Source organism: Caballeronia sp. A2-2, assembly GCF_057612605.2.
This window is the reverse complement of sequence record NZ_CM172587.1, coordinates 279,876-304,733: the sequence shown is the minus strand read 5'-3', so window position 1 is coordinate 304,733 and position 24,858 is coordinate 279,876. Positions and strand designations below refer to the sequence as shown.

Annotated in this window: 26 protein-coding genes; 12 read left to right on the top strand and 14 right to left on the bottom strand. The window is 62.2% G+C overall.

Annotated features, from left to right (window positions below):
- Nucleotides 1–42 precede the first annotated feature (42 nt).
- The 6 genes from flgE to flgJ all read left to right on the top strand — a co-directional run bounded on the left by flgE (nucleotide 43) and on the right by flgJ (nucleotide 5,885).
- Nucleotides 43–1,311, top strand: a complete 1,269-nt coding sequence (flgE, locus tag ACZCWR_RS01550) for a flagellar hook protein FlgE (RefSeq protein ID WP_487301997.1) — start codon at nucleotides 43–45, stop codon at nucleotides 1,309–1,311.
- Between the two features lie 34 nt (nucleotides 1,312–1,345).
- The gene (gene flgF / locus ACZCWR_RS01545; RefSeq protein ID WP_487301996.1) at nucleotides 1,346–2,098 is read left to right on the top strand and encodes a flagellar basal-body rod protein FlgF; all 753 of its coding nucleotides are present in this window, start codon (nucleotides 1,346–1,348) and stop codon (nucleotides 2,096–2,098) included.
- A 36-nt stretch (nucleotides 2,099–2,134) separates the two neighbouring features.
- A complete protein-coding gene (gene flgG, locus ACZCWR_RS01540) occupies nucleotides 2,135–2,923 on the top strand; it encodes a flagellar basal-body rod protein FlgG (protein WP_487301995.1) in 789 nt (262 codons plus the stop codon).
- Between the two features lie 74 nt (nucleotides 2,924–2,997).
- On the top strand, nucleotides 2,998–3,693 hold the full coding sequence (locus tag ACZCWR_RS01535) for a flagellar basal body L-ring protein FlgH (RefSeq protein WP_487301994.1): 696 nt from the start codon (nucleotides 2,998–3,000) through the stop codon (nucleotides 3,691–3,693).
- A gap of 4 nt (nucleotides 3,694–3,697) precedes the next feature.
- Nucleotides 3,698–4,825, top strand: coding sequence for a flagellar basal body P-ring protein FlgI (locus tag ACZCWR_RS01530; RefSeq protein WP_487301993.1), 1,128 nt, complete (start codon nucleotides 3,698–3,700; stop codon nucleotides 4,823–4,825).
- Nucleotides 4,826–4,838: 13 nt separating this feature from the next.
- Entirely contained in the window at nucleotides 4,839–5,885 is a 1,047-nt protein-coding gene (gene flgJ, locus ACZCWR_RS01525) for a flagellar assembly peptidoglycan hydrolase FlgJ (RefSeq protein WP_487301992.1), read from the top strand.
- A 236-nt stretch (nucleotides 5,886–6,121) separates the two neighbouring features.
- Here flgJ and ACZCWR_RS01520 read toward each other — a convergent pair whose 3' ends face one another.
- Nucleotides 6,122–6,298, bottom strand: a complete 177-nt coding sequence (locus ACZCWR_RS01520; protein WP_487301991.1) for a hypothetical protein — start codon at nucleotides 6,296–6,298, stop codon at nucleotides 6,122–6,124.
- Between ACZCWR_RS01520 and ACZCWR_RS01515 the strand changes: the two genes are divergently transcribed.
- The 4 genes from ACZCWR_RS01515 (at nucleotide 6,297) to ACZCWR_RS01500 (ending at nucleotide 11,013) form a co-directional block, all read left to right on the top strand.
- A complete protein-coding gene (locus ACZCWR_RS01515) occupies nucleotides 6,297–7,049 on the top strand; it encodes a flagellar brake protein (RefSeq protein ID WP_487301990.1) in 753 nt (250 codons plus the stop codon). The two genes, ACZCWR_RS01520 and ACZCWR_RS01515, sit on opposite strands and share 2 nt — an antisense overlap.
- Before the next feature lie 270 nt (nucleotides 7,050–7,319).
- Complete coding sequence (gene flgK, locus ACZCWR_RS01510; RefSeq protein ID WP_487301989.1) at nucleotides 7,320–9,269, top strand: flagellar hook-associated protein FlgK; 1,950 nt, start codon at nucleotides 7,320–7,322, stop codon at nucleotides 9,267–9,269.
- 10 nt (nucleotides 9,270–9,279) lie between these two features.
- Complete coding sequence (flgL, locus tag ACZCWR_RS01505; protein WP_487301988.1) at nucleotides 9,280–10,524, top strand: flagellar hook-associated protein FlgL; 1,245 nt, start codon at nucleotides 9,280–9,282, stop codon at nucleotides 10,522–10,524.
- Nucleotides 10,525–10,698: 174 nt separating this feature from the next.
- Entirely contained in the window at nucleotides 10,699–11,013 is a 315-nt protein-coding gene (locus ACZCWR_RS01500; protein ID WP_487301987.1) for an LAPAL motif-containing putative phage structural protein, read from the top strand.
- 5 nt (nucleotides 11,014–11,018) lie between these two features.
- On the opposite strand, the gene fliR is transcribed toward ACZCWR_RS01500, so the two are convergent.
- The 13 genes from fliR to fliF form a co-directional block, all read right to left on the bottom strand.
- Nucleotides 11,019–11,813 carry a flagellar biosynthetic protein FliR gene (gene fliR, locus ACZCWR_RS01495; protein WP_487301986.1) on the bottom strand — a complete coding sequence of 265 codons (795 nt, stop codon included), beginning with the start codon at nucleotides 11,811–11,813 and terminating at the stop codon, nucleotides 11,019–11,021.
- A gap of 6 nt (nucleotides 11,814–11,819) precedes the next feature.
- On the bottom strand, nucleotides 11,820–12,089 hold the full coding sequence (fliQ, locus tag ACZCWR_RS01490) for a flagellar biosynthesis protein FliQ (RefSeq protein WP_487301985.1): 270 nt from the start codon (nucleotides 12,087–12,089) through the stop codon (nucleotides 11,820–11,822).
- A 10-nt stretch (nucleotides 12,090–12,099) separates the two neighbouring features.
- Nucleotides 12,100–12,807, bottom strand: coding sequence for a flagellar type III secretion system pore protein FliP (gene fliP, locus ACZCWR_RS01485; RefSeq protein ID WP_487303209.1), 708 nt, complete (start codon nucleotides 12,805–12,807; stop codon nucleotides 12,100–12,102).
- Between the two features lie 333 nt (nucleotides 12,808–13,140).
- Nucleotides 13,141–13,656, bottom strand: a complete 516-nt coding sequence (gene fliO / locus ACZCWR_RS01480; RefSeq protein ID WP_487301984.1) for a flagellar biosynthetic protein FliO — start codon at nucleotides 13,654–13,656, stop codon at nucleotides 13,141–13,143.
- On the bottom strand, nucleotides 13,653–14,075 hold the full coding sequence (fliN, locus tag ACZCWR_RS01475; RefSeq protein WP_487301983.1) for a flagellar motor switch protein FliN: 423 nt from the start codon (nucleotides 14,073–14,075) through the stop codon (nucleotides 13,653–13,655). The genes fliO and fliN overlap by 4 nt, the downstream gene beginning before the upstream one ends.
- Nucleotides 14,068–15,063 carry a flagellar motor switch protein FliM gene (fliM, locus tag ACZCWR_RS01470; protein ID WP_487301982.1) on the bottom strand — a complete coding sequence of 332 codons (996 nt, stop codon included), beginning with the start codon at nucleotides 15,061–15,063 and terminating at the stop codon, nucleotides 14,068–14,070. Before fliM ends, fliN begins: the two co-directional genes overlap by 8 nt.
- A gap of 24 nt (nucleotides 15,064–15,087) precedes the next feature.
- Nucleotides 15,088–15,582 carry a flagellar basal body-associated protein FliL gene (gene fliL / locus ACZCWR_RS01465; protein WP_487301981.1) on the bottom strand — a complete coding sequence of 165 codons (495 nt, stop codon included), beginning with the start codon at nucleotides 15,580–15,582 and terminating at the stop codon, nucleotides 15,088–15,090.
- 983 nt (nucleotides 15,583–16,565) lie between these two features.
- Complete coding sequence (locus ACZCWR_RS01460; protein ID WP_487301980.1) at nucleotides 16,566–17,984, bottom strand: flagellar hook-length control protein FliK; 1,419 nt, start codon at nucleotides 17,982–17,984, stop codon at nucleotides 16,566–16,568.
- Between the two features lie 35 nt (nucleotides 17,985–18,019).
- Nucleotides 18,020–18,469 (bottom strand): flagellar export protein FliJ, encoded by a 450-nt coding sequence (fliJ, locus tag ACZCWR_RS01455; protein ID WP_487301979.1) that lies wholly within the window; start codon nucleotides 18,467–18,469, stop codon nucleotides 18,020–18,022.
- Nucleotides 18,470–18,517: 48 nt separating this feature from the next.
- Nucleotides 18,518–20,050 (bottom strand): flagellar protein export ATPase FliI, encoded by a 1,533-nt coding sequence (gene fliI, locus ACZCWR_RS01450; RefSeq protein WP_487303208.1) that lies wholly within the window; start codon nucleotides 20,048–20,050, stop codon nucleotides 18,518–18,520.
- Between the two features lie 20 nt (nucleotides 20,051–20,070).
- Complete coding sequence (gene fliH / locus ACZCWR_RS01445; RefSeq protein WP_487301978.1) at nucleotides 20,071–20,739, bottom strand: flagellar assembly protein FliH; 669 nt, start codon at nucleotides 20,737–20,739, stop codon at nucleotides 20,071–20,073.
- Nucleotides 20,732–21,727: a flagellar motor switch protein FliG gene (gene fliG / locus ACZCWR_RS01440; RefSeq protein WP_487301977.1), complete on the bottom strand. Its 996-nt coding sequence runs from the start codon at nucleotides 21,725–21,727 to the stop codon at nucleotides 20,732–20,734. The genes fliH and fliG overlap by 8 nt, the downstream gene beginning before the upstream one ends.
- Nucleotides 21,717–23,507 (bottom strand): flagellar basal-body MS-ring/collar protein FliF, encoded by a 1,791-nt coding sequence (fliF, locus tag ACZCWR_RS01435; protein WP_487301976.1) that lies wholly within the window; start codon nucleotides 23,505–23,507, stop codon nucleotides 21,717–21,719. The genes fliG and fliF overlap by 11 nt, the downstream gene beginning before the upstream one ends.
- A gap of 296 nt (nucleotides 23,508–23,803) precedes the next feature.
- On the opposite strand from fliF, the gene fliE reads away from it, so the two are divergent.
- Nucleotides 23,804–24,172 (top strand): flagellar hook-basal body complex protein FliE, encoded by a 369-nt coding sequence (gene fliE, locus ACZCWR_RS01430; protein WP_487301975.1) that lies wholly within the window; start codon nucleotides 23,804–23,806, stop codon nucleotides 24,170–24,172.
- 249 nt (nucleotides 24,173–24,421) lie between these two features.
- Entirely contained in the window at nucleotides 24,422–24,841 is a 420-nt protein-coding gene (gene fliS / locus ACZCWR_RS01425) for a flagellar export chaperone FliS (protein WP_487301974.1), read from the top strand.
- Nucleotides 24,842–24,858 lie beyond the last annotated feature (17 nt).

Here is a 24,858-nt window from a genome sequence, read left to right as displayed (position 1 = left end):
AACGATTCACACAGCGGGCCGGCGCCCGCGTCGGAGCAACACATGAGCTATCAACAAGCACTGAGCGGTCTGGACGCTGCATCGAGCAATCTGGATGTCATCGGCAACAACATCTCGAACTCGAACACGGTCGGCTTCAAGGACGGCACGGCGGAATTCGCCGACATGTACGCCAACTCGATGTCCACGGCGGTGAACAACCAGATCGGTATCGGCACGCGTCTGGCGGCGGTGCAGCAGCAGTTCTCGCAAGGCACGATCACCACGACCAATCAGGCGCTCGACGTCGCCATCAACGGTAACGGCTTCTATCAGATGTCGAACAACGGCGCGACGGTGTACTCGCGCAATGGCCAGTTCCAGCTCGACAACAAAGGCAACATCGTCAATTCGGCGGGCATGCAGTTGATGGGCTACGCGGCGGATTCGAAGGGCGTGGTCAACAGCGCGAGCACGGTTCCGCTGTCGGTGCCGACTTCCAACGTTCAGCCGACCGCGACGAAGAACATCACCGCCGCGTTCAACCTGAACTCGCAGGACACGAACAAGACCGTCGCCAATTTCGATCCGACCGATGGCACGACGTACAACGCGTCCACCTCCGTCAATGTCTACGATTCGCTCGGCGGCACGCAGAAGGTTTCGCTGTACTTCACGAAGACCAACACGGGTTCGTGGGAAGCGTATGCAGGTTATGGCGATCCGGTTTCGAAGGCGAGCACGACCGACCTCGGGCAAGTCACGTTCAATTCGTCGGGCAATCTGACGTCGATCGCAGGTTCTTCGACCAGCGCGGCCGGTGTCACGTACGGCGGCACGGGCAAGGTCAGCTTCGCGATTCCCAACGGCGCGGACCCGACCGGCGCGACCACGCAGCCGATCACGCTCAGCCTCGGCACGACCACGCAGTACGGCGCGACCAGCGGCGTGAACAACATCGTGCAGGACGGCAACGCCACGGGCGAACTGACCGGCTTCACGGTCGGCAGCGACGGCACGCTCACCGGCAACTATTCGAACGGCGAAACGCGTTCGCTCGGTCAAATCGCGCTTGCCAACTTCAACAACCAGAACGGTTTGCAGAACCTCGGCGGCAACATGTACGCGCAGACGGCGGCATCCGGCGCACCGCAGGTCGCGGCACCGGGTTCGACCAACCACGGCACGCTGCAAGGCGGCGCGGTGGAGGATTCGAACGTCGATCTGACCAGCGAACTGGTCAACCTGATCACCGCGCAGCGCGACTATCAGGCGAACGCGCAGACGGTCAAGACACAGCAGGCGGTCGATCAGACCATCATCAACCTGTAAGACGGTTGAATAACAGGCAAGAGGGAAGGGATTCATGGACCGTCTGATCTACACCGCGATGACTGGCGCAAGCCAGGCGCTCGAACAACAGGCGACCGTCGCGAACAACCTCGCGAACGCGTCGACCACGGGCTTCAAGGCGCAGCTTTCGGCGTTCCGGCAAGTCCCGATGTCGTTCGAGGATCAATCCGCCGACGGCACGACGCGCACCTTCGTGCTCTCGTCCACGCCGAACGCGGATTACTCGTCGGGCCCGATCCAGCAGACCGGCAATCCGCTCGATGTCGCGGTGCAGGGTCCGGGCTGGCTCTCGGTGCAGACGCCGGACGGCGGCGAGGCGTACACGCGCGCGGGCAATCTGCATGTGGATGCCAACGGCCAGCTCGTCACGGCGAACAACCTGCCGGTGCTCGGCACCAGCGGTCCGCTGTCGATTCCGCCGGGCGCGGAAGTGACGGTGGGCAAGGACGGCACGGTCTCCGCGCTGATTCCGGGCGACCCGCCCACGGCCATCGCCGTGGTGGATCAACTGAAGCTGGTGAACCCGGACGCCTCGACCCTGCAACGTGGCGACGACGGCTTGTTCCGCACCGCCGACGGCGATCCCGCCGATGTCGACCCGACGGTGACGGTCGCCGGCGGCGCACTCGAAGGCAGTAACGTGAACCCGGTCTCCGCGATGGTCTCGATGATCGCCAACGCGCGCCAGTTCCAGATGCAGACCAAGCTGATGGAATCCGCGGACCAGAACGATCAGTCGGCCAACAAGCTGCTCAGCTTCAGTTAAGCGAAGCCGCGAAAAAAAGACACTCAGGAAAGAACCATGAATCGCTCTCTGTATATCGCCGCGACCGGCATGAATGCGCAACAGGCGCAGATGGACGTGATCTCGAACAACCTCGCCAACGTGAGCACCAACGGCTTCAAGGGCTCGCGCGCGGTGTTTCAGGATTTGCTGTATCAAACCACGCGGCAGCCGGGCGCGAATTCCACGCAGCAGACGGAACTCGCCTCGGGCAACCAGCTCGGCACCGGCGTGCAGCAGGTCGCGACCGAGCGCCTGTACACGCAGGGCAACATGCAGCAGACCAGCAATTCGCGCGATGTCGCGATCAACGGTCAAGGCTTCTTTCAGGTGACAATGCCCGACGGCACGACCGCCTATACGCGCGACGGCTCGTTCCAGACCAACGCGCAGGGCCAGCTTGTCACGTCGAGCGGTTATCTGTTGAACCCGTCGATCACCATTCCGCAGAACACGACGGCTATCACCATCGGTTCGGACGGCACGGTGTCGGTCACGCAGGCGAACAGTTCGGCCAGCACCACGGTCGGTCAGATCACGCTGGCGACCTTCATCAACCCGCCGGGCCTCGAAGCGCGCGGCGAGAACCTGTTCTCGGAAACGAGCAGTTCGGGCGCGCCGAATACCGCGCAGCCGGGTCTGAACGGCGCGGGCACGCTGCAACAGGGTTATGTGGAAGCGTCGAACGTGAACGTGGTGCAGGAACTGGTCAACATGATTCAAACCCAGCGCGCCTACGAGATCAACAGCAAGGCCGTGAGCACGTCCGACCAGATGCTGCAAACGCTTTCGCAACTGCAGGTTTAACCCTCTATTCGACGGATCGGAATCGTGCGGATGGCGGCACACTACGCTTCATTCGCACTATTCGAGTCACCAGGATGTCTTCTCTTTCCCTCATCGCGCGCGTCACGCGTCTTGGTTCGGTTGCAGCGCTCGGCGCGGCACTCGCGGCATGCGGTCTCGTGCCGAAGGAACCGATCATCCAGCAGCCGATGACCGCGCGTCCGCCGCAGCCGCCCGTCGGCGGCCGTTCACCAGGCGCGATCTACAACGCGGGCTATGCAGGCCGTCCGTTGTTCGAAGATCAGCGGCCGCGCAATACCGGCGACATCCTGACCATCGTGATCTCGGAAAACGTGAACGCCACCAAATCGTCGGCGGCGAACACCAATCGCGGGGGCACCGGTTCGTTCTCCGTGCCGACCGTGCCGGGCATCTTCGGCGGGCTGTTCAACAACACGAACCTGTCGGCCACGGGCGCCAACAAGTTCACGGCGGCAGGCGGCGCGAGCGCGGCCAACACGTTCAGCGGCACGCTGACCGTGACCGTCACCGAAGTCCTGCCGAACGGAAACCTGATGGTGAGCGGCGAAAAGCAGATGCTCATCAACCAGGGCAACGAGTACGTGCGCTTCTCCGGTGTCGTGAATCCGACGACCATCTCCGGCAGCAACACCGTCTACTCGACGCAAGTCGCCGATGCGAAGATCGAATATTCGGCGAAGGGTTATATCGACGAAGCGCAGAACATGGGCTGGCTGCAACGCTTCTTCCTCAACGTGGCGCCGTTCTGACATCATGAATTCGCTTCTTCGCTTCGTTTCGTTTTCGCTCGCCGCCGCTGTCGTGGCGATGACCTCGGTGCCGCACGCGCACGCCGAACGCCTGAAAGACCTCGTGTCGTTTCAGGGCGTGCGGGACAATCCGCTGATCGGTTACGGCCTGATCGTGGGTCTGGACGGCACCGGCGACCAGACCATGCAGACGCCGTTCACCACGCAGTCGCTCACCAACATGCTCGGCAATCTGGGCATCACGGTGAATCCCGCAACCACGCAGAACATGCAGTTGAAGAACGTCGCCGCTGTCATGGTGACCGCAGTGTTGCCGCCGTTCGCGCGGCCGGGTGAGACCATCGACGTCACCGTGTCGTCGCTCGGCAATGCGAAGAGTCTGCGCGGCGGCACGCTGCTGATGTCGCCACTCAAGGGCGCGGACGGTCAGGTGTACGCGATGGCGCAGGGCAACCTCGTCGTCGGCGGCGCGGGCGCGAGTGCGAACGGTAGCAAGGTGCAGGTGAACTCGCTGGCGGTGGGCCGCATCTCGGGCGGCGCGATCGTCGAACGCGCGGTGCCGACCACGCTTCAGCAGCAAGGCGGCGTCATGCAGATGGAACTCCGCGAAATGGATTTCGACACGACGCAGCGCATCGTCGCGGCCGTGAACAATCAGTTCGGCATGGGCACGGCGCTGGCGCTCGATGGCCGCACGATCCAACTGCGCGCGCCGCAGGAAGCGGGCGAGCAAGTGTCCTTCATGGCGCAGTTGCAGAATATCGATGTGAAACCGGCGCAGGCCGCCGCGAAGGTGATCCTCAACGCGCGCACCGGTTCCATCGTGATGAATCAGATGGTCACGTTGCAGAACTGCGCGGTTGCGCACGGCAATCTCTCGGTCGTCATCAACACGAAGACGGCGGTCAGTCAGCCGAACGCGTTCTCGAACGGCCAGACGGTGGCGGCGAATCAATCGTCCATTCAGTTGAAGCAGGACAGCGGCGCGCTCAAGATGTTGTCGGCGGGCGCGAATCTCGCGGATGTCGTGAAGGCGCTCAATGCGCTCGGCGCGACACCGGCGGACCTGATCTCGATCCTTCAGTCGATGAAGGCGGCGGGCGCACTGCGCGCCGATCTCGAGGTCATCTAAGGAAGAACGGCCCATGACCTCGAACACGACGAGCGGTATCGCCGGCAGCGCGCTGGCATCGACCGACGCGAGCAGCGGTTTCTCAAGCCTCTCGAACCGTTTCGCGCTCGACACGCAAGGTTTCGATGCACTGCGCGCGCAGGCGGGCGCCAATCCGCAGCAAGGTCTCAAGGAAGCCGCCAAGCAGTTCGACGCCGTTTTCACGCAGATGATGCTGAAAAGCATGCGCGACGCCACGCCCTCCGACAGCCCGTTCGAGTCGAACGATTCGAAGTCCTTCACGGCCATGCTCGATCAGCAGATGTCGCAGCAGATGTCGTCGAAGGGCATCGGCGTGGCGGACATGATGCTGAAGCAGTTGATGCGCAACTCGGGCGGCAAGACCGACGCGAGCGGCGCAACGGGCGCGTCCGGCGCAATGAACATGCTCAACGGCATGCAAAGCGGCGGCGGCGATTCCAGCGCGAACGCGGGCAACATCGCCGCGATGAACGCGATGGCGAAAGCCTACGCGGCGGCGCAGGCGAACAAGAACGGTGCGTCGCTCAATTCGCGCGGCTATACCGCCGCCGATGCGCTCGATCCCACCTCGCAGAACAGCGGCTCCGACAAGGTCGATGCATTCGTGCAGCGCTTGGCCACGCCAGCGCAGGCGGCTGCGGCCGCGACGGGCATTCCGGCGCGGTTCATCATCGGTCAGGCGGCGTTGGAATCGGGCTGGGGCAAGCGCGAGATCAAGTATTCGAACGGCGAGACGAGCCACAACATCTTCGGCATCAAGGCGACCAAGGACTGGACCGGCAAGACGGTGAATTCGGTCACCACGGAATATGTGAACGGCCAGCCGCAGAAAGTGGTCGAGAAATTCCGCGCCTACGATTCCTACGAAGCCGCGCTCACCGATTACGCGAGCGTCATCAAGAACAATCCGCGCTATGCGCCGGTGGTCGAGGCATCGCGCGATGTCGCGGGCTTCGCGCACGGCATGCAGAAAGCCGGTTACGCGACCGATCCGCAGTACGCGAAGAAGCTCATCTCGATCATGCGTCAGATTGCGTGAGCGTCCGACCGATCGGATAGCGAGAAGACAGCGGCCATCGAGCCGCTGTTTTGTTTTCAGGGCAACGCCAACGCGGTTGTCTCGAACATCGAAATAACGATAAAAAATGCGTCGAAACAATCAAGAAAGTCTCAAACATTACCGACATAACAATTAAGCACGCGACTTGCTGAAGGTAACACGCACGAAGCGCATGAGCGGTCGCTAAACAGACGAAAGCACGCTTGCAGGCCGCTCTATATTTGTATTGCGAAATTTTTTGCGGTCTGCAAACGTTTGACCTGAAACGTACGGCGCAGCACGCGGTTTTTCCGGGCCGCCCCTAAACTTTGGATGCGCTTTGCCGCTAATCCGGACAGCGAAGGCAGACCCGGCGAGGGCGCGCCAGAAATAATGAACTTGGCCAGCACCATGAACAGCAACCAAAAGCATGACCTTGGCGATGACGACATTGCACCGATCGTCGATTTCGGGCGGCGCAATCCGCTGGAAATCGGCGTGTCGTTGCGCAATCTGGCGAATCGGGGCGACTTCCTGACGGCCCAATACGGCGACTCGCAGATCGTCACCCGCGTGCTGGATGTCGATGCCACCGCCAACACGTTCACGTTCGATTGGGGCGGCGTGCCCGAGCAGAACAGTCTCGTGCTCGCGGCGCAAAAGCTGATTTTTCATTCGTCGCCGGATGGCGTGCGCGTGGAGTTCACCACGGGCGCGGCGCGTCAGACATCGTTCGAAGGCCGTCCGGCGTTCGAGGCGGATTTTCCGCCGGTGCTCTATTACATGCAGCGGCGCGAGTATTTCCGCGTGGAGGCGCCGGTGCTCGATCCGTACATCTGCAGCGGCATGCTGCCGGATGGCGAGCGCTTCCGCTTCGAAGTGCATGACCTTTCGCTGGGCGGCGTCGCGCTGCGCACCACGGATGAGCGCGTGGCGGACCTGGAAATGGGTATCGTCATTCAGGATGCCGAGTTGCATTTCACGGCCACGGGCCGCGTGACGGTGGACATGAAGCTCGTGTCGCACCGCGAATCGACGACCGCGAAGGGCGAGCGCCGCTTCACGCTCGGCTTCAAGTTCGTGTCGATGCCCGGCTCCGCTGAAAACACGCTGCAACGCCTCATCACGCAGCTTGAGATGAAACGTCGTTCGTTGTCCAAGTAAATGCAGGACCGGAGCGCCGCGTGAATGCGGCGCTTCGCGCGCTTCCAATCCCCGGAAAAGCCGCAAGAATTCCCTCCTGCTCAACCAATCGCGATAGCCAGGCCGCTTCGATAATGGCCCAATCGCGACGAGCGCCCAGACGACCGGCGAACCCAGCGAACCCCGACGCGGCACACGTGAAAACGTTTGCTCAACTTCTTCGGCAAACGGCCGATATCAAGTGCAGTCACGCGGCATCGCTCATTCTTTCGCCGCTTCAGAGGATCACGCATGTCGAACAACATCTTCAACATTGGCTTGTCCGGTCTGAACGCCGCCCAGTATGGACTGGCGACGACGGGCCAGAACATCAGCAATGCATCGACCGCGGGTTACACGCTCGAAAAGGTGAACTACCAGGAAGCGTCGGGTCAGTACACCGGTTCCGGTTACCTCGGCAACGGTGTGCAGACGGCCACTGTCACGCGCCAGTACAGCCAGTACCTCACGACGCAGGTGAACAACACCACGTCTACGAGCAACGCGGCGAGCACGTATTACACGATGATCTCGCAGTTGAACAACCTCGTCGGCGATCCGACGAAGGGCATCTCGACGGGAATCAGCAACTATTTTTCGAGCCTTCAGACGGTGGCGAATTCGGCCACCAGCACGGCCGGGCGTCAGTCGGCGATCAGCAGCGCGCAGACGCTCGCGGATCAGATCACGTCAGCGGGCCAGCAATACGACCAGTTGCGCCAGAACGTGAACACGCAACTGACGAGCGCGGTCTCGCAGATCAACACGTACACGCAGCAGATCGCCAACCTCAACAAGCAGATTTCGGTGGCGAGCGCGGGCGGTCAGTCGCCCAATCAATTGCTCGATCAGCGCGATCAGGCCATCACCAGTCTGAGCACGCTCGTCGGCGTGCAAGTGGTTCCGCAATCGAATGGCGATGCCAACGTGTTCATCGGCAACGGGCAGCCGCTCGTGGTGGGCGGCAATGCATCGGCGCTGACGACGCAGACATCGCCCAGCGATCCGAGCGAACTGGCGATCGCCTATCAGAACAGCGACACGACCTCGCAGACGCCCGCGAATTCGCAATATCTCGACAGCAGCATGCTCACCGGCGGTACGGTCGGCGGCTTGCTCGAATTCCGCAGCCAGACGCTCGATCCCGCGCAGGCGCAACTCGGCGCGGTCGCGACGAGCTTTGCCGCGCAGTTGAACAATCAGAACGCGCTGGGTGTCGATCAGAACGGCCAGCAAGGCGGCAACCTCTTCACCGTCGGCACGCCGCAGGTTTATTCGAACGCACGCAACACCGGCAATGGTTCGATCTCCGTATCTTTCGCGGATTCGACCAAACCCTCGACCGGCGACTACACGCTCAGCTACGACGGCAGCAACTACACGCTGAAGGACAGCACCAGCGGCACGGCGCTCGGCACCATTGCGCCGCCCGCCACCAGCGGCACGATCAACGGGCTGTCGATCAGCATCGGCAGCGGCACCATGCAGAAGGGCGATTCGTTCACCATTCAGCCCACGCGCGGCGCGCTCGACAACTTCGCGCTCGCGACGACCAACCCGGCATCCATCGCGGCGGGCTCGCCTGCGATCAGCTCGGCGGCGACATCGAACCTTGGCAGCGCGGCGATTTCTTCGGCGACGGCATCGACCGGATATAGCGGCAACTTCAGCGGCAACATCAAGCTGACGTACAGCGCGTCGGCCGGCGGCTTCACCTCGAACGCGGCGGTGAGCGTGGGCGGCACGAACTACGCGGCCGGACAAACCATTCCCTACGATTCGACCAAGGGCCTCACGGTCACGTCCAACGGCGTGAGCGCGACGATCACCGGCAAGCCATCGGACACGGACGCGTTCAACCTCAACGCGAACACGGGCGGCACGAGCGATGGCAGCAATGCGCTCATCATGTCGAACCTCGTTTCCTCCAAGTCGATGAACGGCGGCACCGATACCCTGACGACCGCGTATGCGAACTACGTCAACCAGATCGGCAACCAGACGAATCAGGTCAAGAGTTCGAGCACGTCGCAAACGGCGCTGCTCAATCAGGCGACCTCGGCGCAACAGTCCGTGCAGGGCGTGAACCTGAACGAAGAGGCGGCCAACCTCATGCAATACCAGCAGATGTACCAGGCGAACAGCAAGGTGATCCAGATTGCCTCATCGCTGTTTCAGACCATCCTCGGCGCCCTGAACTGAGGCACACGCGATGCGAATTTCCAGCTCTCAATATTTCAATCTGAATGTCTCGTCGATGGACGAGCAACAGAGCACGCTTGCGCAGATGTACGCACAGATTTCGTCGGGCAAGCGGATTCAAACCGCCTCCGACGATCCTGTCGGCGCGGCGCAGGCCGTCACGCTCACCATGCAGAGCGGCCAGCTTTCGCAGTATTCGGCGAACCAGTCGACCGCGCTGTCTTCGCTGCAACAGGAAGACTCCGTTCTCGGCAACGTCAATACCGTGCTGCAAGGCATTCAGACGCAGGTCGTGCATGCGGGCGATGGCTCGCTCAACGACGCGGACCGCACCGCGATTGCCAACACGCTGCAAGGCTACCGCGATCAGTTGCTCGGTCTCGCCAACACGACGGACACCAACGGCAACTATATTTTTTCCGGTCTCAAGGGCACCACGGCGCCGTTTGCAAACAATGCTTCGGGCGTGGGCGTGCAGTATTCCGGCGACCTCGGCACGCGTTCCGTGCAGATCAGCACGAGCCGCACGGTTCCGGTGAGCGACACGGGCGCAGCCGTTTTCCAGAGCGTGTCGCCTTCGGAGAGCACGGCGGTGTCCAGCGGTTCGTCGGGCAACACGGGCACCGGCACGATCAGCGCCGTGAGCGTGAACGACATCAGCAACCCCAACAACCGCTCGGCGTACACGATCAACTTCGCCAAGGCATCCGACGGTTCGATGACCTACACGGTCTCGCCCGATCCGAGCAATCCTGCGCAGGCCACCAGCGCGGCGACGGCTTACACGGCCGGTTCGGCGATTTCGCTGGGCGGCGAATCCGTCAAGATTTCGGGCTCGCCCGCGGACAAGGACAGCTTCTCCGTACAGCCGGGCACGTCGGGTAACAACGATGTGTTCTCGACCATCGACAATTTGATTGCCGCGCTCAAGCAACCGGTCTCCGGTTCCGCGACCGCGCAGGCCACGCTGACGAATGCGTTGAACACGGCATCGGCCAAGCTCACCAACTCGTCGAACAACGTGCTGGCGACGCAAACTTCGGTGGGCGGACGCGAGCAGGAAGTGCAGTCGATGCAGACGCTGACTTCGAATAGCTCCACACAGAATGCATCCGACCTGGCGAATCTGACGAGCATCGATATCGTGTCGTCGATCAGCTCTTACGAGGCGACGCAGAATTCGCTGCAGGCCGCGCAGATGGCGTTTTCGCAGATTCAGAAGATGTCGTTGTTCGATTATCTCGGGAGCGGTTGAGGGTTTTTGAGTGCAGCGTTTCTGTTGATCTCTCTACGCATCGGTCGGGCTTTCTTTTGGCCGATGCGTGTCTCAAGCGTCCGCCGATGATCGCGGGCCGTTGAATTGGGAAGATTCGCCTTCCTTATCGTCTTGCTTTTGCACATCATTGCGCCTTTTTATCAGGGTAATGACATGAGCAACGAAGAAAGCGGCAACGGCGAAATCGTCTCGCACTCCGTCTTGAAGAAAGTCCTGATCCTCAAATCCCCGGCGTTGAAGGACAGCAAGCGATGCCGCGTCCACGACGGCGAGTATCCGTTCTTTGCGGCGGTGGAAGACGAAGCGTTTCTCGCCAAGATGAACGCCGGAGAAGGCTTCGGCAAAGGCGATGTCCTGGTGGTCGATCTTCGCCAGACGCAAACCGTGGAAGCTGGCACGCTCAAAACCGAATACGCAATCGTGAAGGTTCACGAGCATCGTGCGCCGCTTCAGCGGACGTTCTTATAAGCGCCTCAATGCATCGCGCCTGCGACCCTGCCCACTTGTGCAAGTCCCGAATCGAAGATGCGCAGAAAGAACGGCATCAGGTTCGGCACCATCAACTGAAGCAAGAGCAGGCCAACCAGCATCGTCACCGGAAAGCCGACCTGAAAGATACCGATCTGCGGCGCAGCGCGATTGAGAATGCCGAGCGCGAGATTGGTGATGAGCAGCGCCGCCACAATCGGCAACGACAGCAGCAAGCCCGTGGAAAACACACTCGCGCCGTAACCGGCCAGCACGCGCCAACCCTGCGCATGCGACGCCGCCGCGACCACGTTGACTTCGATCGGCACATTCTGGAACGTCACGATCAGCGCGCTGATCAGTTGCAGATGTCCGTCGAACACGAGAAACGCCAGCGTCGCCAGCGCGTTGAGATAGCGCGAGATCACCACCGCGTTGCCGCCCGCGCGCGGATCGTAGAGCATCGCGAAGCCGAGGCCCATTTGCTGACCGATGAACTCGCCCGCTGCATCGACGGCGGCGAACGCGATCTGCATCGTCAAACCGATGGCCGCGCCGATCAAGAACTGATTGACGATGATCCAGATGCCGCCCGCCGAGAACACCGTGGCGTCCGGCATCGCGGGCAAGGTCGGCGCGACGATCAGCGTGACAAACGCGCCCAGCGCCACCTTCACGCGTACCGGAATCGCCATGTGACTCAGCACCGGCGCCGTGGCGATCAGCGCGAGAATGCGCACGAAGGGCCACAGAAACGCGGTGAGCCAGCCGTTCAGTTGCGCATAAGTGACGGAGAACATCGAACCTTAACCGGTAATGCCGGGCGTGATGGTGAACACCTGCCGCATGTAGTCGAGCAGCGTGTTGAGCATCCACGGACCCGCGATCACCAGCGTGACCGCGACCGCGATCAGCTTCGGAATGAAGGAGAGCGTGGATTCGTTGATCTGCGTCGCGGCCTGAAACAAGCTCACGACCAGACCGACCACCAGCGCGACGAGGAGAAGCGGCGCGGCGAGCAGCAAAGCGACGTACATCGCCTGATGCGCCATCGACATGACGGTTTCGGGAGTCATCTCGGATACCTCAGGAAACGAAGCTCTGCGCGAGCGAGCCGATCAGCAATTGCCAGCCATCGACGAGCACGAACAGCATCAACTTGAAGGGCAGCGCGATGGTGGAGGGCGAGACCATCATCATCCCCATCGACATGAGCACGCTCGCCACCACCATGTCGATGATGAGAAACGGAATGAAGATGGTGAAGCCGATCTGAAACCCCGTCTTCAGCTCGCTGGTGACGAACGACGGCACGAGCAGCGAGAGCGGCACATCGTCGGGACCGTTCATCGGCGCGGCATGGGAAATGCGGGCGAACAGCGCGAGATCGGATTCGCGCGTCTGCTTGAGCATGAACTGCTTGAAGGGCGCGACGCCGCGCGTCATGGCCTGATCCATGGCGATCTGACCATCGGAGAAGGGCTTGTAGGCGTCGGTGTAGGCTTTGTCGAGCACCGGCGACATCACGAAGAACGAGAGAAACAGCGCGAGCCCGACAAGCACCTGATTGGGCGGCGTGCTCGACGTGCCGAGCGCCTGCCGCAACAGCGACAACACGATGATGATGCGCGTGAAGCTCGTCATCATCAGGACCATGGCCGGGAGGAACGAGAGCATCGTCAGCAGCAGCATGGTCTGCACGCTGAGCGAATACGTCGTGCCGCCGTTCGGGCCGGGACTGGTGTTGAAGGCGGGCAGACCGGCGGTGCTCTGCGCGAGCGCCGCAACCGGCATCAACGCGATCACCACCGGCAGCGCGAGCTTCAAACCCCGCGCGATGTTGCGACTGACCTGCATTACTTGCTCCCGCCGGCAAACGTGCTGAAACGCTGCATATGAAGATGGACGAACGTGATAGCCATGAAATCCCGCCTCTTTCGATAGCCTGAATTGTTGTCCATCGCGATGGGGAACGATGTGTCGAAAAGAGGGCGGTTTCCCGGCTAACTCCTTCTATTGCGCACGCGCCTGTAGAACAACTTTTCGCGCGATGGCGGCATCAAGAATGAAAAAGGCCGGGCGCTGTGAAGCCGCCCGGCCTGTAATGCCTGCGTGTACCGCTTGTTCTTATTGATCCTTGCCGACGAACTTCTGCAGGCGCTTGTTCGCTTCGCCTGCAAGGGCATCGCGGAAGCGCTGGCCGAAGCTGCCTTGCATCGGCTGAGTGGATGATGTGGCTTGCACGCCGATGGTATCGGCCTGAGCGGAACCGGCGGGCATCGTGTGCAAAAGACGCACATTGCCGGGACCGGTGCCGAGCACGAGCCACGTATCGCCGATCTCGACCACCGAGACGCGTTCCTTCGCCCCGAGCGATGCGCCGCCCACCACCTTCACGAGTCCGCCCTTGTTGCCGCTCTGCAAGCCCAGTTTGCGCGCGAGCCACGCGCATCCGAACACGAAGCCGACCACGATCACCAGCCCGAACAGCGTTTGCAGCACCGCGCCGAAGCCGAGCGACGGCACCGCCGTTCCCGCACCGACGCCCGACGCGATCTGCGCGGCATGATTCACCGCATTCATGTCGGCGGCATGCGAAAGGAGAGGAGCAGCCGCGAGCAGCGCGGCGGTGAAGCGTTTCATCGATTCAGTTTCCGGATACGTTCGGACGGCGTGATGATGTCGGTCAGACGGATGCCGAACTTGTCGTTCACCACCACCACTTCGCCCTGCGCGATCAGACAGCCGTTCACGAGCACGTCCATCGGTTCGCCTGCCATGCCGTCGAGTTCCACGACCGAGCCTTGCGCCAGTTGCAGCAAGTTGCGGATCGCGATCTTCGTGCGGCCCAGTTCCACCGTCAGATGCACGGGGATATCCAGAATCATGTCGATGTCGTTGCGCGTGGAGGGCGCTGCGGCCTTCGACAACGGCTGGAACACGCCGGGCGTGGCCGAGGGCACGTCGTTGCCGTTCTGCTCGGCGAGCGCGCTGGCCCAGTCGTCCATTTCCAGGTCGCCCTTTTCCGCGCCGGGCACGTCTTCCTGCATCAAATCACTCATATCCGCCTTCCTTCGACTCGCCTGCGCCAATCACTTTCTGGACGCGCAGCGCGTATTGACCATTGAAAATTCCGTAGCCGCATTCCATCACCGGCACGCCATCGACTTTTGCGGTGACTTGCTCGGGTATCTCGATCGGCAAGACATCACCGGCGCGCAGGTTGAGCAGCTTGTCGAAGTTCGAGCGGATCTCCGCCAGTTCGACCGTCAGCTCCACTTCCGCCGCCTGAACCTGTTGCGACAGCACGCGCACCCAACGGCGGTCCACTTCGAGCGCTTCGCCCTGAATCGGCGAGGCGAGCACGTCGCGGATCGGTTCGATCATCGAGTACGGCATGCAGATGTGCAGCGTGCCGCCCGCCGAGCCGAACTCGATCGTGAATTGCGTCACGATGACGATTTCATTCGGCGTCGCCACGTTGGCGAACTGCGTGTGCATTTCCGAGCGCATGTATTCGAACGTCAGCGGACGCACGCTTTTCCACGACGTCGTGTAATGCTCGAACACCAGATTCAGCAATTTGCCGATGATGCGCTGCTCGGTCTGCGTGAACTCGCGCCCTTCGACGCGCGTATGAAAGCGTCCGTCGCCGCCGAACAGGTTATCGACCACGAAGAACACGAGATTCGGGTCGAGCACGAACAGCGACGTGCCGCGCAACGGCTTGACGTGGACCAGATTCAGGTTCGTCGGAATGGGCAGATTGCGCGTGAATTCGCTGTATTTTTGCACCTTCACCGGACCGACAGAGATTTCCGCCGAGCGCCGCATGAAGTTGAACAGGCCGATGCGCAACAGCCGCGCGAACCGGTCGTTGATGATTTCGAGGCCGGGCATCCGGCCACGGACGATGCGTTCCTGCGTCGCGATGTTGTACGGACGAACACCGGCGGCCGCAGTTTCATCCACGACCTGATCCACTTCACCGGTGACGCCCTTGAGGAGGGCATCGACCTCCTCCTGCGACATGAACTCTTCGTGGGCCATGACTCTGTGTGCCTGGCTGTGCGCTTACTGAACGACGAATTCGGTGAACAGCACTTCGTCGACATGCACGGGCTTGTCGGCGGTGCTCGAGGCGGAATCCACCGTCGAACGCAGTTCTTCGGCGAGTTTCTTCTTGCCTTCGACCGTGGTGATGTCGTCGGGCTTCTGGCCGGACAGGAGCAGCAACACGTGGCTACGGACTTCCGGCATGTGTTCCGTGACGATTGCCTGGACCTTTTCGTCCTTCAGCTTGAGCGTGAGGCCCGCGCGCAGATAGTGCATGGAGCCGTCTTCGGACTGGAGGTTGACCGTCAGCGAGTCGAGCGGGAAGAACACGGGCGGCGGTTCCGGCGCGGGCTTCGCGGGGCCGTGGGCCGCCTTGTTGCCGAGCAGGAAGTACGCGCCGCCTGCACCCGCGCCAAGCAGCACCGTCGCGCCGATGACGATGATCAGGATCTTTTTCATCTTCCCGCTTTTCGCGGGAGCGAGTTCTTTGGGGTTTGCTGTCGTGGTAGCCATTTGCTTGCCTCTTTCGATAGGGTGAATTGTTGGCTATCGCGGGGTTAAGCGATGGGGCGAACAGAGGGGGGTTTGTGGTTTAACTCGCTCTTTTGCTGCGGGTGCTCTTTTTGTTAACGGTGGGGTTTGGCGGGGGGTTTAGGGTTTTTGTGCAAGGGGTTGCTGCTGTTTGAGTCCTTATTGCAGTAGCCGCCTCCCCGGCGGGGGGGTAACTTTCTTTGCTGCTGCAAAGAAAGTCACCAAAGAAAGCAGCTTTTTAAACCAGGCACGATGGCTGGAGAGGGTTGGTCTGGATTAACTGATGCAGTGGCCGCGATAGGACTTTCCACGCATCATGAGCCGCTTAGGCAACCCGGCGATTGCGCGCTAGAATCCTTCGGCTTCAGTGGGCCGCAGTCATTGTTTCGGCCATGCGCTTCGCGCGCCGAGAGCTTTAGAACGGAATCCCGCAGCCTATAAGTGCCCAGCCACCTCAAACCTCCCCGCAAGGTTGCTATTCGGCCCTACCTTGGTTGGCGTCTTGGCGAAACCGCGTCTGCCGCGCAAGCTCAATGGCTTAACCCGCATTGGCAAATGGTGTCGCATTGGCGATTTGCCCTTTAGTTGGAGCACTAACCAGCGTACGGCCGAATGGCGCGGGTGCGATGTTGTGTGAGGTGGCTGGGCGCGCGCACGCTGCGGGGTTCCGTTCTCAAGCTCTCGGCGCGCGCAGCGCATGGCCGAAAGAATGAATGCGGACCACTGACCTTTAAATATACGAGCGCGAAATCGCCAGGTTGCCTAAGCGTTTGTTATTCGTGGCAAGTCCTATTGCGGCCACTGTATTGTTAATCCAGACCAACCCTCTCCAGCCATCGTGCATGGGGTAAAAAGCTGCTTTCTTTGGTGACTTTCTTTGCAGCAGCAAAGAAAGTTACCCCCCCGCCGGGGAGGCGGCTACTGCAATAAAGACCCAAACAGCAGCAGCCCCTTCCGCAAAAAAATCAGGCAAACGTATCCACCAACCCCACCTGCCGCCGCACGGCAACACCCGCAGCGGACGAAGCCTCAACCCCACCCACGGCGGAAGCCGAAGCAGAACCCCGTCCCGAACCCTGACCACCCTGCTTCTGCTGAGAAGAAAACGACCCCGAAGACTGCCGGGCAAACCCATCCGAAACCGAAGCACTCCCGAGACTAATGCCATTAGCCTCCATCGCCTCCCGCAACTTCGGCATGGCGGCCTCGATGGCCTCCCGCGTCTGCGCATGCTGCGCGACAAACAACGCGTGCGCGTGGTCACCGGTCACTTGCAAGGTCACCTGCAACGGCCCGAGATCCTTGGGATTGAGCGTCAATTCGGCGCTCGTCTGCTTGGAGTTCGAGAGAAACACCACTTTCTGGCTAAACGCGTCGTCCCAGCCGGAGCTGCCGACGTGAGGCGCAATCGCCGCGCTCGTAGCCGCCTGCATCGAACCCTGCGTGCCGGAGACAGAAGAACTGGCGGATGCCGCCTGCGCCGCTACCGCATGCGCTGCGGCATCGGCGGCTTGCTTGTAGGCGGCGGTGGCATCGTCGGCGGAAGGGGTGAGCGCGGCTTGGGCGCTGGCAAGCACCGATGCATCCGTCTGCACGGGAGTCGTGGCAGTCGCGCCCTTGTCGTCAGTACCCGCGCCAGGAGTCAGATAACCGATCAAACCACCCTTGCCATCGCGATTGAACAGCACGCCGGTCTGCCCGTCACCGTTCGCGCCGTTTTGCGCGGTCACAGGCGTACCGGTCTGCGTCCGTGCAGCAGCAGCAGCGGCTGCCGCCGCAGCAGCAGCCGAGTTGTCCACCGGCGCGGCATTCATGGCCGCGAGCGCAGACTGCAAGGCGTCCTGAGCGGAATTCGCGTCGCCGCTCTTGTGCGTCGCGCTGGCGGCAGGCTTGCCGGTATCCGTCGCGGCAGTCGCGTCGGTTACGGTCCCGGCCGCATCGGCGAGTTGTTCGAGGGTAGCGTCATCGGCGGTGGTCGGAGCGGTGGCGGCATCCGCGCGCGGCTTGGCCTGAGCGACCGCGCCTTGCTGCGCCTGAGCAGGCTTCGCATCCGCCGATGCCGCCGGCTTCGACGCATTCGCATCGTCCGTTTTCGATGCATCCTTCGAGGCATTTGCCTTGTCGCTCTTGTCCGATGACGCCGCCGCTTTCGTATCCTTGGCGTCGTCGGTCTTGGCGCTGTCATCGGCCTTCGGCGCATCATGCACGCTCGATTTCGACGAAGAAGAAGACGAAGCAGCGGCAGACTGAGCAGCTTCGGCATTGGCTTTGTCGGTCAAACCCTGCAAAGTAAGCCCGAACGACACATCCGAAGCCGCGCGCTTGTTCGCGCCGGTAGCCGACTGAGCGCTCGATACCGCGCCGATGGAATTGACGGAAGACATGCGTATTCCCCGAGTCCGATAGAGATAAAAAGAAATCAGGCGCGTTCGGCGCGCATGCGCAGCACCTTCGCGGCGTGTTCGTCGGCCTCTCGCTGTTCGACGCGCGCGGCTTTCTTCGCGAGCATCGCTTCGCCGCGCGCGGCCAGCACTTCGTAACTTCCGACCTTCTGCTTCTTCATGCGCCACTCCGGCTTGGCCGCCTCGATGCGCTGATCGGCCAGCGAGAGCAACGCGCGCTGCTGGTTGATCGCGGCATCGAGCGTATCGACGAACGCCTGAAAGTTGCGCAAGGTCTGCGCAGTCGTCCCCTCCTGCGCCGATGCGTTGAAGCGCGCGTGATACTCGTCGCGGTAAGTCACGAGCGAGTTCAGTTGCACTTCGACATCGTTGCGTTCCTGCTGAAGCTTGCCAAGCTTCTTGGTCGCGGCATCGAGCTCTTCTTGAGCCAGCTCGATCAGCGTGTTGATGGGCAAGTTCTTGGACATGAGGATGGTCTCTACGCAGATTTTCTTATGACGAATACGTCACAAATACTAGTCGAAAAGTTGATGCAACATTTCAAGGCTCGGCTCGAAATTCGCCTGCTCACGAAAGCCTTGCTGTAAAAACGCCTCCATGCGCGGCCACAACGCAATCGCGCGGTCGAGCAAGGCATCGCGGCCGCTCGAATACGCGCCCACGTTGATGAGGTCGCGGTTGCGCTGGTAGCGCGAGAGCATCTGCTTGAACATCCGCACACGCTCCAGATGCTTCTCGTCGATCAGCGAAGTCATCGCGCGGCTGATCGATTGTTCGATGTCGATGGCCGGGTAATGCCCCGCTTCCGCCAGCGACCGGTTCAGCACGATATGGCCGTCCAGGATGGCGCGCGCGGAATCGGCGATCGGGTCTTGCTGGTCATCGCCTTCGGTCAGCACGGTGTAGAACGCGGTGATCGAACCGCCGCCTTCGGGACCGTTGCCGGTACGTTCGACGAGCGCGGGCAGCTTCGCAAACACCGAAGGCGGATAACCCTTCGTCGCGGGCGGCTCGCCGATTGCCAGCGCGATTTCCCGCTGAGCCATGGCGTAGCGCGTGAGCGAATCCATCAGCAGCAGCACATGCTTGCCCTGATCGCGGAAATATTCGGCGAGCGACGTGGTGTACGCCGCCGCCTGCATGCGCAGCACCGGCGAGACATCGGCGGGTGCGGCCACGACCACCGAGCGCGCGAGACCATCCTCGCCCAGGATCTGCTCGATGAATTCCTTCACTTCGCGCCCACGTTCGCCGATCAGCCCGATCACGATGACTTCGGCGCTGGTGTAACGCGCCATCGTGCCGAGCAACACCGATTTACCGACGCCCGAGCCCGCGAACAAACCCATGCGCTGGCCGCGTCCGACGGTGAGCAGCGAGTTGATCGCGCGCACGCCGACGTCGAGCACCTTGTGAATCGGCTCGCGGTTCAGCGGGTTGATGACGCGCCCGGACAACGGCGCATCGACCTTCGCGCCGAGCGAGCCGAAGCCGTCGAGCGGACGGCCCGAGGCATCGACCACGCGGCCGAGCATTTCCCAGCCCACCGGCAGACGCTTCGCGCCCGCCATCGGATCGTCGATGGGCGCGCTTTCCAGCGGAAACACGCGCGCGCCCGGCAACAAGCCGCCGGTTTCGGTCGTCGGCATCAAAAAGAGTTTGTCGCCCGCGAAGCCGACGACTTCGGCTTCGGCGGTCGGAATCGAGCTGCCTGGCGGCAGTTCGATCATGCATTCGGAGCCCACGCCCATCTTCAAACCGACCGCTTCCAGCACGAGACCAGCGGCGCGCGTCAACCGTCCGCAAGTCCGCACCGGCTTGGCGATGGCCGCGACCGACTTCATTTCGTCGAGCTTGGCGCGCCATGCGTCGATATGCGGATTGCCCGCGAGATGCGACAGGTCCGCGATCACGCGCGCGGCGTGCTCGTCGTGTTCCGGTTCGGCGGCGATTTCTTCAGCCGCCAGCGGGCCGAACGACGCACGCGCGAGTTCGCGTTCGAGGTCGCTCAGACCGTCCTGCGTGATCTGCGGCGTTTGCGGATGCACCGTCGCGTGGGCGGGTTGATTTACCACAGTTGACTCCTGCCGAGCGCCGCCGCCACGCGCTCCCAGCGCGATGCGTTGGTCGAATCCACTTCACCGGTCGATGCATGCGCACGGCAGCCGCCGCGCTCGACCAGCGGATCGGGACGCACGAGCCAGCCCGCCGCGCCGAGTTCTTCCTGAAGGTAGGCATCGACGATCGGCAAATCGGCCGGATTGACGATGAGCGTCGGCGAGCCGAGCAATTCCGGCTCGGAGGCGATCACCTCACGCGCCACCGCGACCAGCGCGGTCGGATCGTGCGCGAGATGCTGACGCACCACCTGCTGCGCGATATCGATCGCCAGCGACGCCAACGTTTCCGCGATGGCGGCATCGGCGGCCTGCAACGCGGTCTTGAATGCATCCGCGATTGCGGCGAGCCGCGCGGCTTCTTCGAGCGCGATCTTGCGGCCTTCCTCGATACCCTTCGCGTGACCTTGCTCGAAACCCGCCTGATAACCGAGCGCCTGACCCGCGACGTGTCCCTTCTGAAGCCCTTGCGCGTGCGCGTCTTCCTCGACGCGGCGCAGATGCGCTTCGAGCGCGGCCTGATCGGCGGCGGCAGGATCGACCGTCACCGGATCGAACGACGCCATTTCCCAACGCTGATAACCCGTCATGGCATTCATTGCCTGTCGTGCGTCAGACATATGCGTCCTCCGCCTTTCCGCCTAATTGAATCTGACCGTTTTCCGCGAGATTGCGGACCACTTGCAGCACCTTGCGCTGTTGCTGTTCGACTTCGGAGACACGCACCGGACCGCGCGAATCGAGGTCTTCCGCGAGCAGTTCCGCCGCGCGCTGCGACATGTTCGACAGGAACTTCTGACGCAGTTGCGGCTGCGCGCCCTTGAGCGAGACGATCAGCGTTTCGGACTCCACTTCCTTCAGGAGCAACTGCACCGCGCGGTCTTCCAGATCGATCAGGTTGTCGAACACGAACATCTGGTCGAGGATCTTCTGCGCCAGGTCCGCGTCGTACGCCTTGACGTTTTCGATCGCCGATTCTTCCTGGTTGGTCGCCATGAAGTTGAGGATTTCCGCCGCTGTACGAATACCGCCCATCGGCGCGCGCTTGAGGTTGTCGCTGCCGGAGAGCAGCGTTTGCAGCACGTCGTCGAGTTCGCGCAGCGCGGCGGGCTGAATGCCGTCGAGCGTCGCGATGCGCAGCACCACGTCGTTGCGCAGCCGTTCCGGCATCAGCGAGACGATTTCCGATGCCTGATCGCGGTCCAGATGGACGATGATCGTCGCGATGATCTGCGGATGCTCGTTCTTGATGAGTTCCGCGACCGCGCTCGAATCCATCCACTTCAAACCTTCGATGCCGCTCGTGTCGCTGCCCTGCAAGATGCGGTCGATCAGCGCGCCGGCCTTGGTTTCGCCGAGCGCCTTGTTGAGCACCGACTTGATGTACTCGCTCGAATCCATCGACAACGCCGTCTGCTGCTCGGCCTCGCCGACAAATTCGGTCAGCACCGCGTCGAGCTGCTCGCGCGTCACGTTCTTGAGCGCCGCCATCGTCACGCCGATCTTCTGCACCTCGCGCGGTCCGAGATACTTGAAGACTTCGGCGGCTTCTTCCTCACCGATCGACATGAGGAGAAGTGCGGCTTTATTGAGACCTTCAGCGTTCATCGGACACCCAGTTCTTCACGACCGTCGCAACGATTCTCGCGTCCTGCCGCGCCACGGTGCGCGCGTAGTCGAGGTTGCGGTCGAATTTGGCCTTGTTGCTTTCGGAACTGCCGAGCAGGCTGACTTCGGCGTCCTTGTCATCGTCATGCTTGTCCGAGTGACGCAGCGACGGACCGTCGAGCATGGCCAGTTCGTCGGGTGCGCCGAGCGACGGACCGGCCGGTTCCGGCGGCAGCGGGAAGGCCCGCTTCATGGCCGGCTTCACCATGCTGAAGTACAGGAACAGCGCCACGATGCCGATGCCCAGATACTTCGCGCCCTGAACGCCCATGCCGATCGATTCCTGCGTGCGCCACCACGGCACTACCGGCGTCACGACCACGTCCGAGTTGAACGCGCTGTTGACCACGTTCACCGAGTCGCCGCGCTTTTCGTCGAAGCCCATCGCGTCCTTCACGAGCTGCTGGACTTGCGCGAGCTTGTCGGCGGGGACGGCTTCCATCGTCACGTTGCCCTTGGCATCGACCTTCTTCTGGTAGTTCACGACCACCGCCACCGACAGCCGCTTGATGCCGCCGGCCGCCTGTTCGAAGTGGCGCACGGTGCGGTCCACTTCGTAGTTGGTCGTGGTGTCCTTGTGCAAGTTGGTTGGTGCGGCTTTCGGGCCGGTGCCGATCGCGCCGGACGCGGCCGAATCGACCGGTGCGGAGGCCGGTTGCGGCGGCTGGTTCGACAGCGCGCCCGGCACGCCGCCCACGCTGGCGCCGCCGTTCTCGCTCGATTCGCTCGATTGCTGGCTGCGGATCGCCGTGTTCTGCGGGTTCGTGTTCGGGCCGTAGCTTTCGGCGGTCTGTTCCAGCTTCGAAAAATCGATGTCCGCGCTGACCTGCGAATGCGCGTTGCCCGAGCCGAACAGCGGCGAAAGGATCGCGTCGATGCGCTTCTGCGTGTTGTGCTCGATCTGCTGCACGTACTTGAGTTGCGATGCATCGAGCCCGCTGGTCGCGCTCTGGTTGGTCAGGAGGTTGCCGTCCTGATCCACCACCGTCACGTTCTTGACCGGCATGTCCGCCACGCCCGACGCCACCATGTGCGTGATCGCGCTCACCTGACCTTCGTCCAGCACGCGGCCCGGATACAGTTCGACCATGACCGACGCCGTCGGCAGTTCCTTGTCGCGCACGAACACGCTCGGCTTCGGAATCGCCAGATGCACGCGCGCCGACTTCACCGACGAAATCGCGCCGATGGTGCGTTCGAGTTCGCCTTCCAGCGCGCGCTGATAGTTGACCTGTTCCGCGAACTGGCTGATGCCGAACTTCTGGTTGTCCATGAGTTCGAAGCCGACCGAACCGCTTTTCGGCAAACCTTGCGCCGCCAGACGCAGACGCGTTTCGTGAACCTGTTCCGCCGGCACGAGAATGGCGCCGCCGCCGTCCGAGAACTTGTAGGGAATGTTGCCCTGCTGAAGCGCCGTCACGATTGCGCCGCCGTCACGATCGGAGAGATTCGAGAACAGCACGCGGTAGTCCGGCTGACGCGACCACATCACGAGCCCGGCGACAACCGCCGCCAGAATCGCCACGGCGATGATGAGCGGCACGCGCGGGTTCGAACGGAAGTTCGAAAGCCCCGGCACGCGCTGGGAGAAGCCGCCGAAATCGGCCCCGCCCGTACCGCCCGTCAGGCTGGTCGCGGCGGAATTGATCGCCGTGCCGGACTGGGCGGCGAGGCCCATTCTGGGCTCAGGCGTGATCAGCGAGTTGTTGGGTGTTTCCATTTAGCGTCGATGCTCCGAATCTCTTTGGCGTCTTTCTCACCGCCACTTCGCTCTCGGCTCTCAGACTGATGAGCGGCGGTGGAGGACTTTTCACGATGGGGATTATCCGCAGAACATTGCAAGTCGATTCGACGAACAGAAGCGGGTTTTCCCCGTTCTTCCGGGGCTTTGGGACAGGTCGCGCTGCTAACCTTTGTCGTACTCGGCGATGGTGTAGACACGCCGCCCGGTCCGGTGAAGGCACGCCCGAAACGAAGGCGTCCGCAGCCGGTTCCTCACAGAAACCCGGAGTCATCATGAACTTTCCGATCAACCCGCTTAACTCCGCCCTGAGCGCGATCCAGTCGATGGCCTCGCAAGCCGCCGGCGGCACGGGCGAAGCCGGCAACGCATCGACGGTGGCGTCGGGCGCGGTCACCGGCCAGTCGGGCGCGGCGAGCGTCGACAGCTTCGCCAGCGTGCTGAAGTCGTCGATCGACAGCATCAGCGGCAGCCAGAACAAGGCCATGGGCGAAGCACGCGCGTTCGAAACCGGTTCGCCGAACGTCTCGCTCAACGACGTGATGGTGGACATGCAAAAAGCGAACGTCGGCCTGCAATTCGGCCTGCAAGTGCGCAACAAGCTGGTCGCCGCCTACAACGACGTCATGCAGATCTCGGTCTGACGGACCGTTTGCCGTCGTCGTCGATTCCGCCCTTTTGAACTCGTTCCGGCCCTACAGTCTTGCAAGCTAAAGCTTTCCGGCGTTGCTCCGATAACCCCGATAACGGCACGACAGACTCACGTCCGATTGCCACGATTGCCAGCACTGACATCGATCGGACGGAGGCGCCCACGCCCGAGCCATCCGGCAAACGCCCATCGTCTGCACGAGCAGACGGCCCGCCCCGGCACAGCACAAGGAGAACCACGGATGTATTCCCCAGGACAATCGGGAGCCAACGCGTATGCACGCGTGGGCGTCCAGACAGGGGTGACGGGAGCAAGCCCGCACCGGCTGATCGCGATGCTCTTTCAGGGCGCGCGGCAAGCGATCGCGCAGGCGCGGATGCACCTCCAGCAGAACAACGTGGGCGCGCGCGGCACGGCCATCAGCAAGGCGATACGGATTGTCGAGAGCGGGCTTCAGGAAGCGCTGAACAAGGAAGCGGGCGGCGAGATCGCGCAGCGGCTGGACGCCTTGTACTCGTACATGTCGCGCCGTCTCATGCAGGCGAATCTCAGCCAGGACGAAGCCATGCTCCTGGAAGTGGACAACCTGCTGGCGACATTGGAAGAAGCGTGGGTCGGAATCGGGCCGGAAGCATCGAAGATGGCCGTGGCGACCGTTTGAACGAGTTCGCGCCGGCG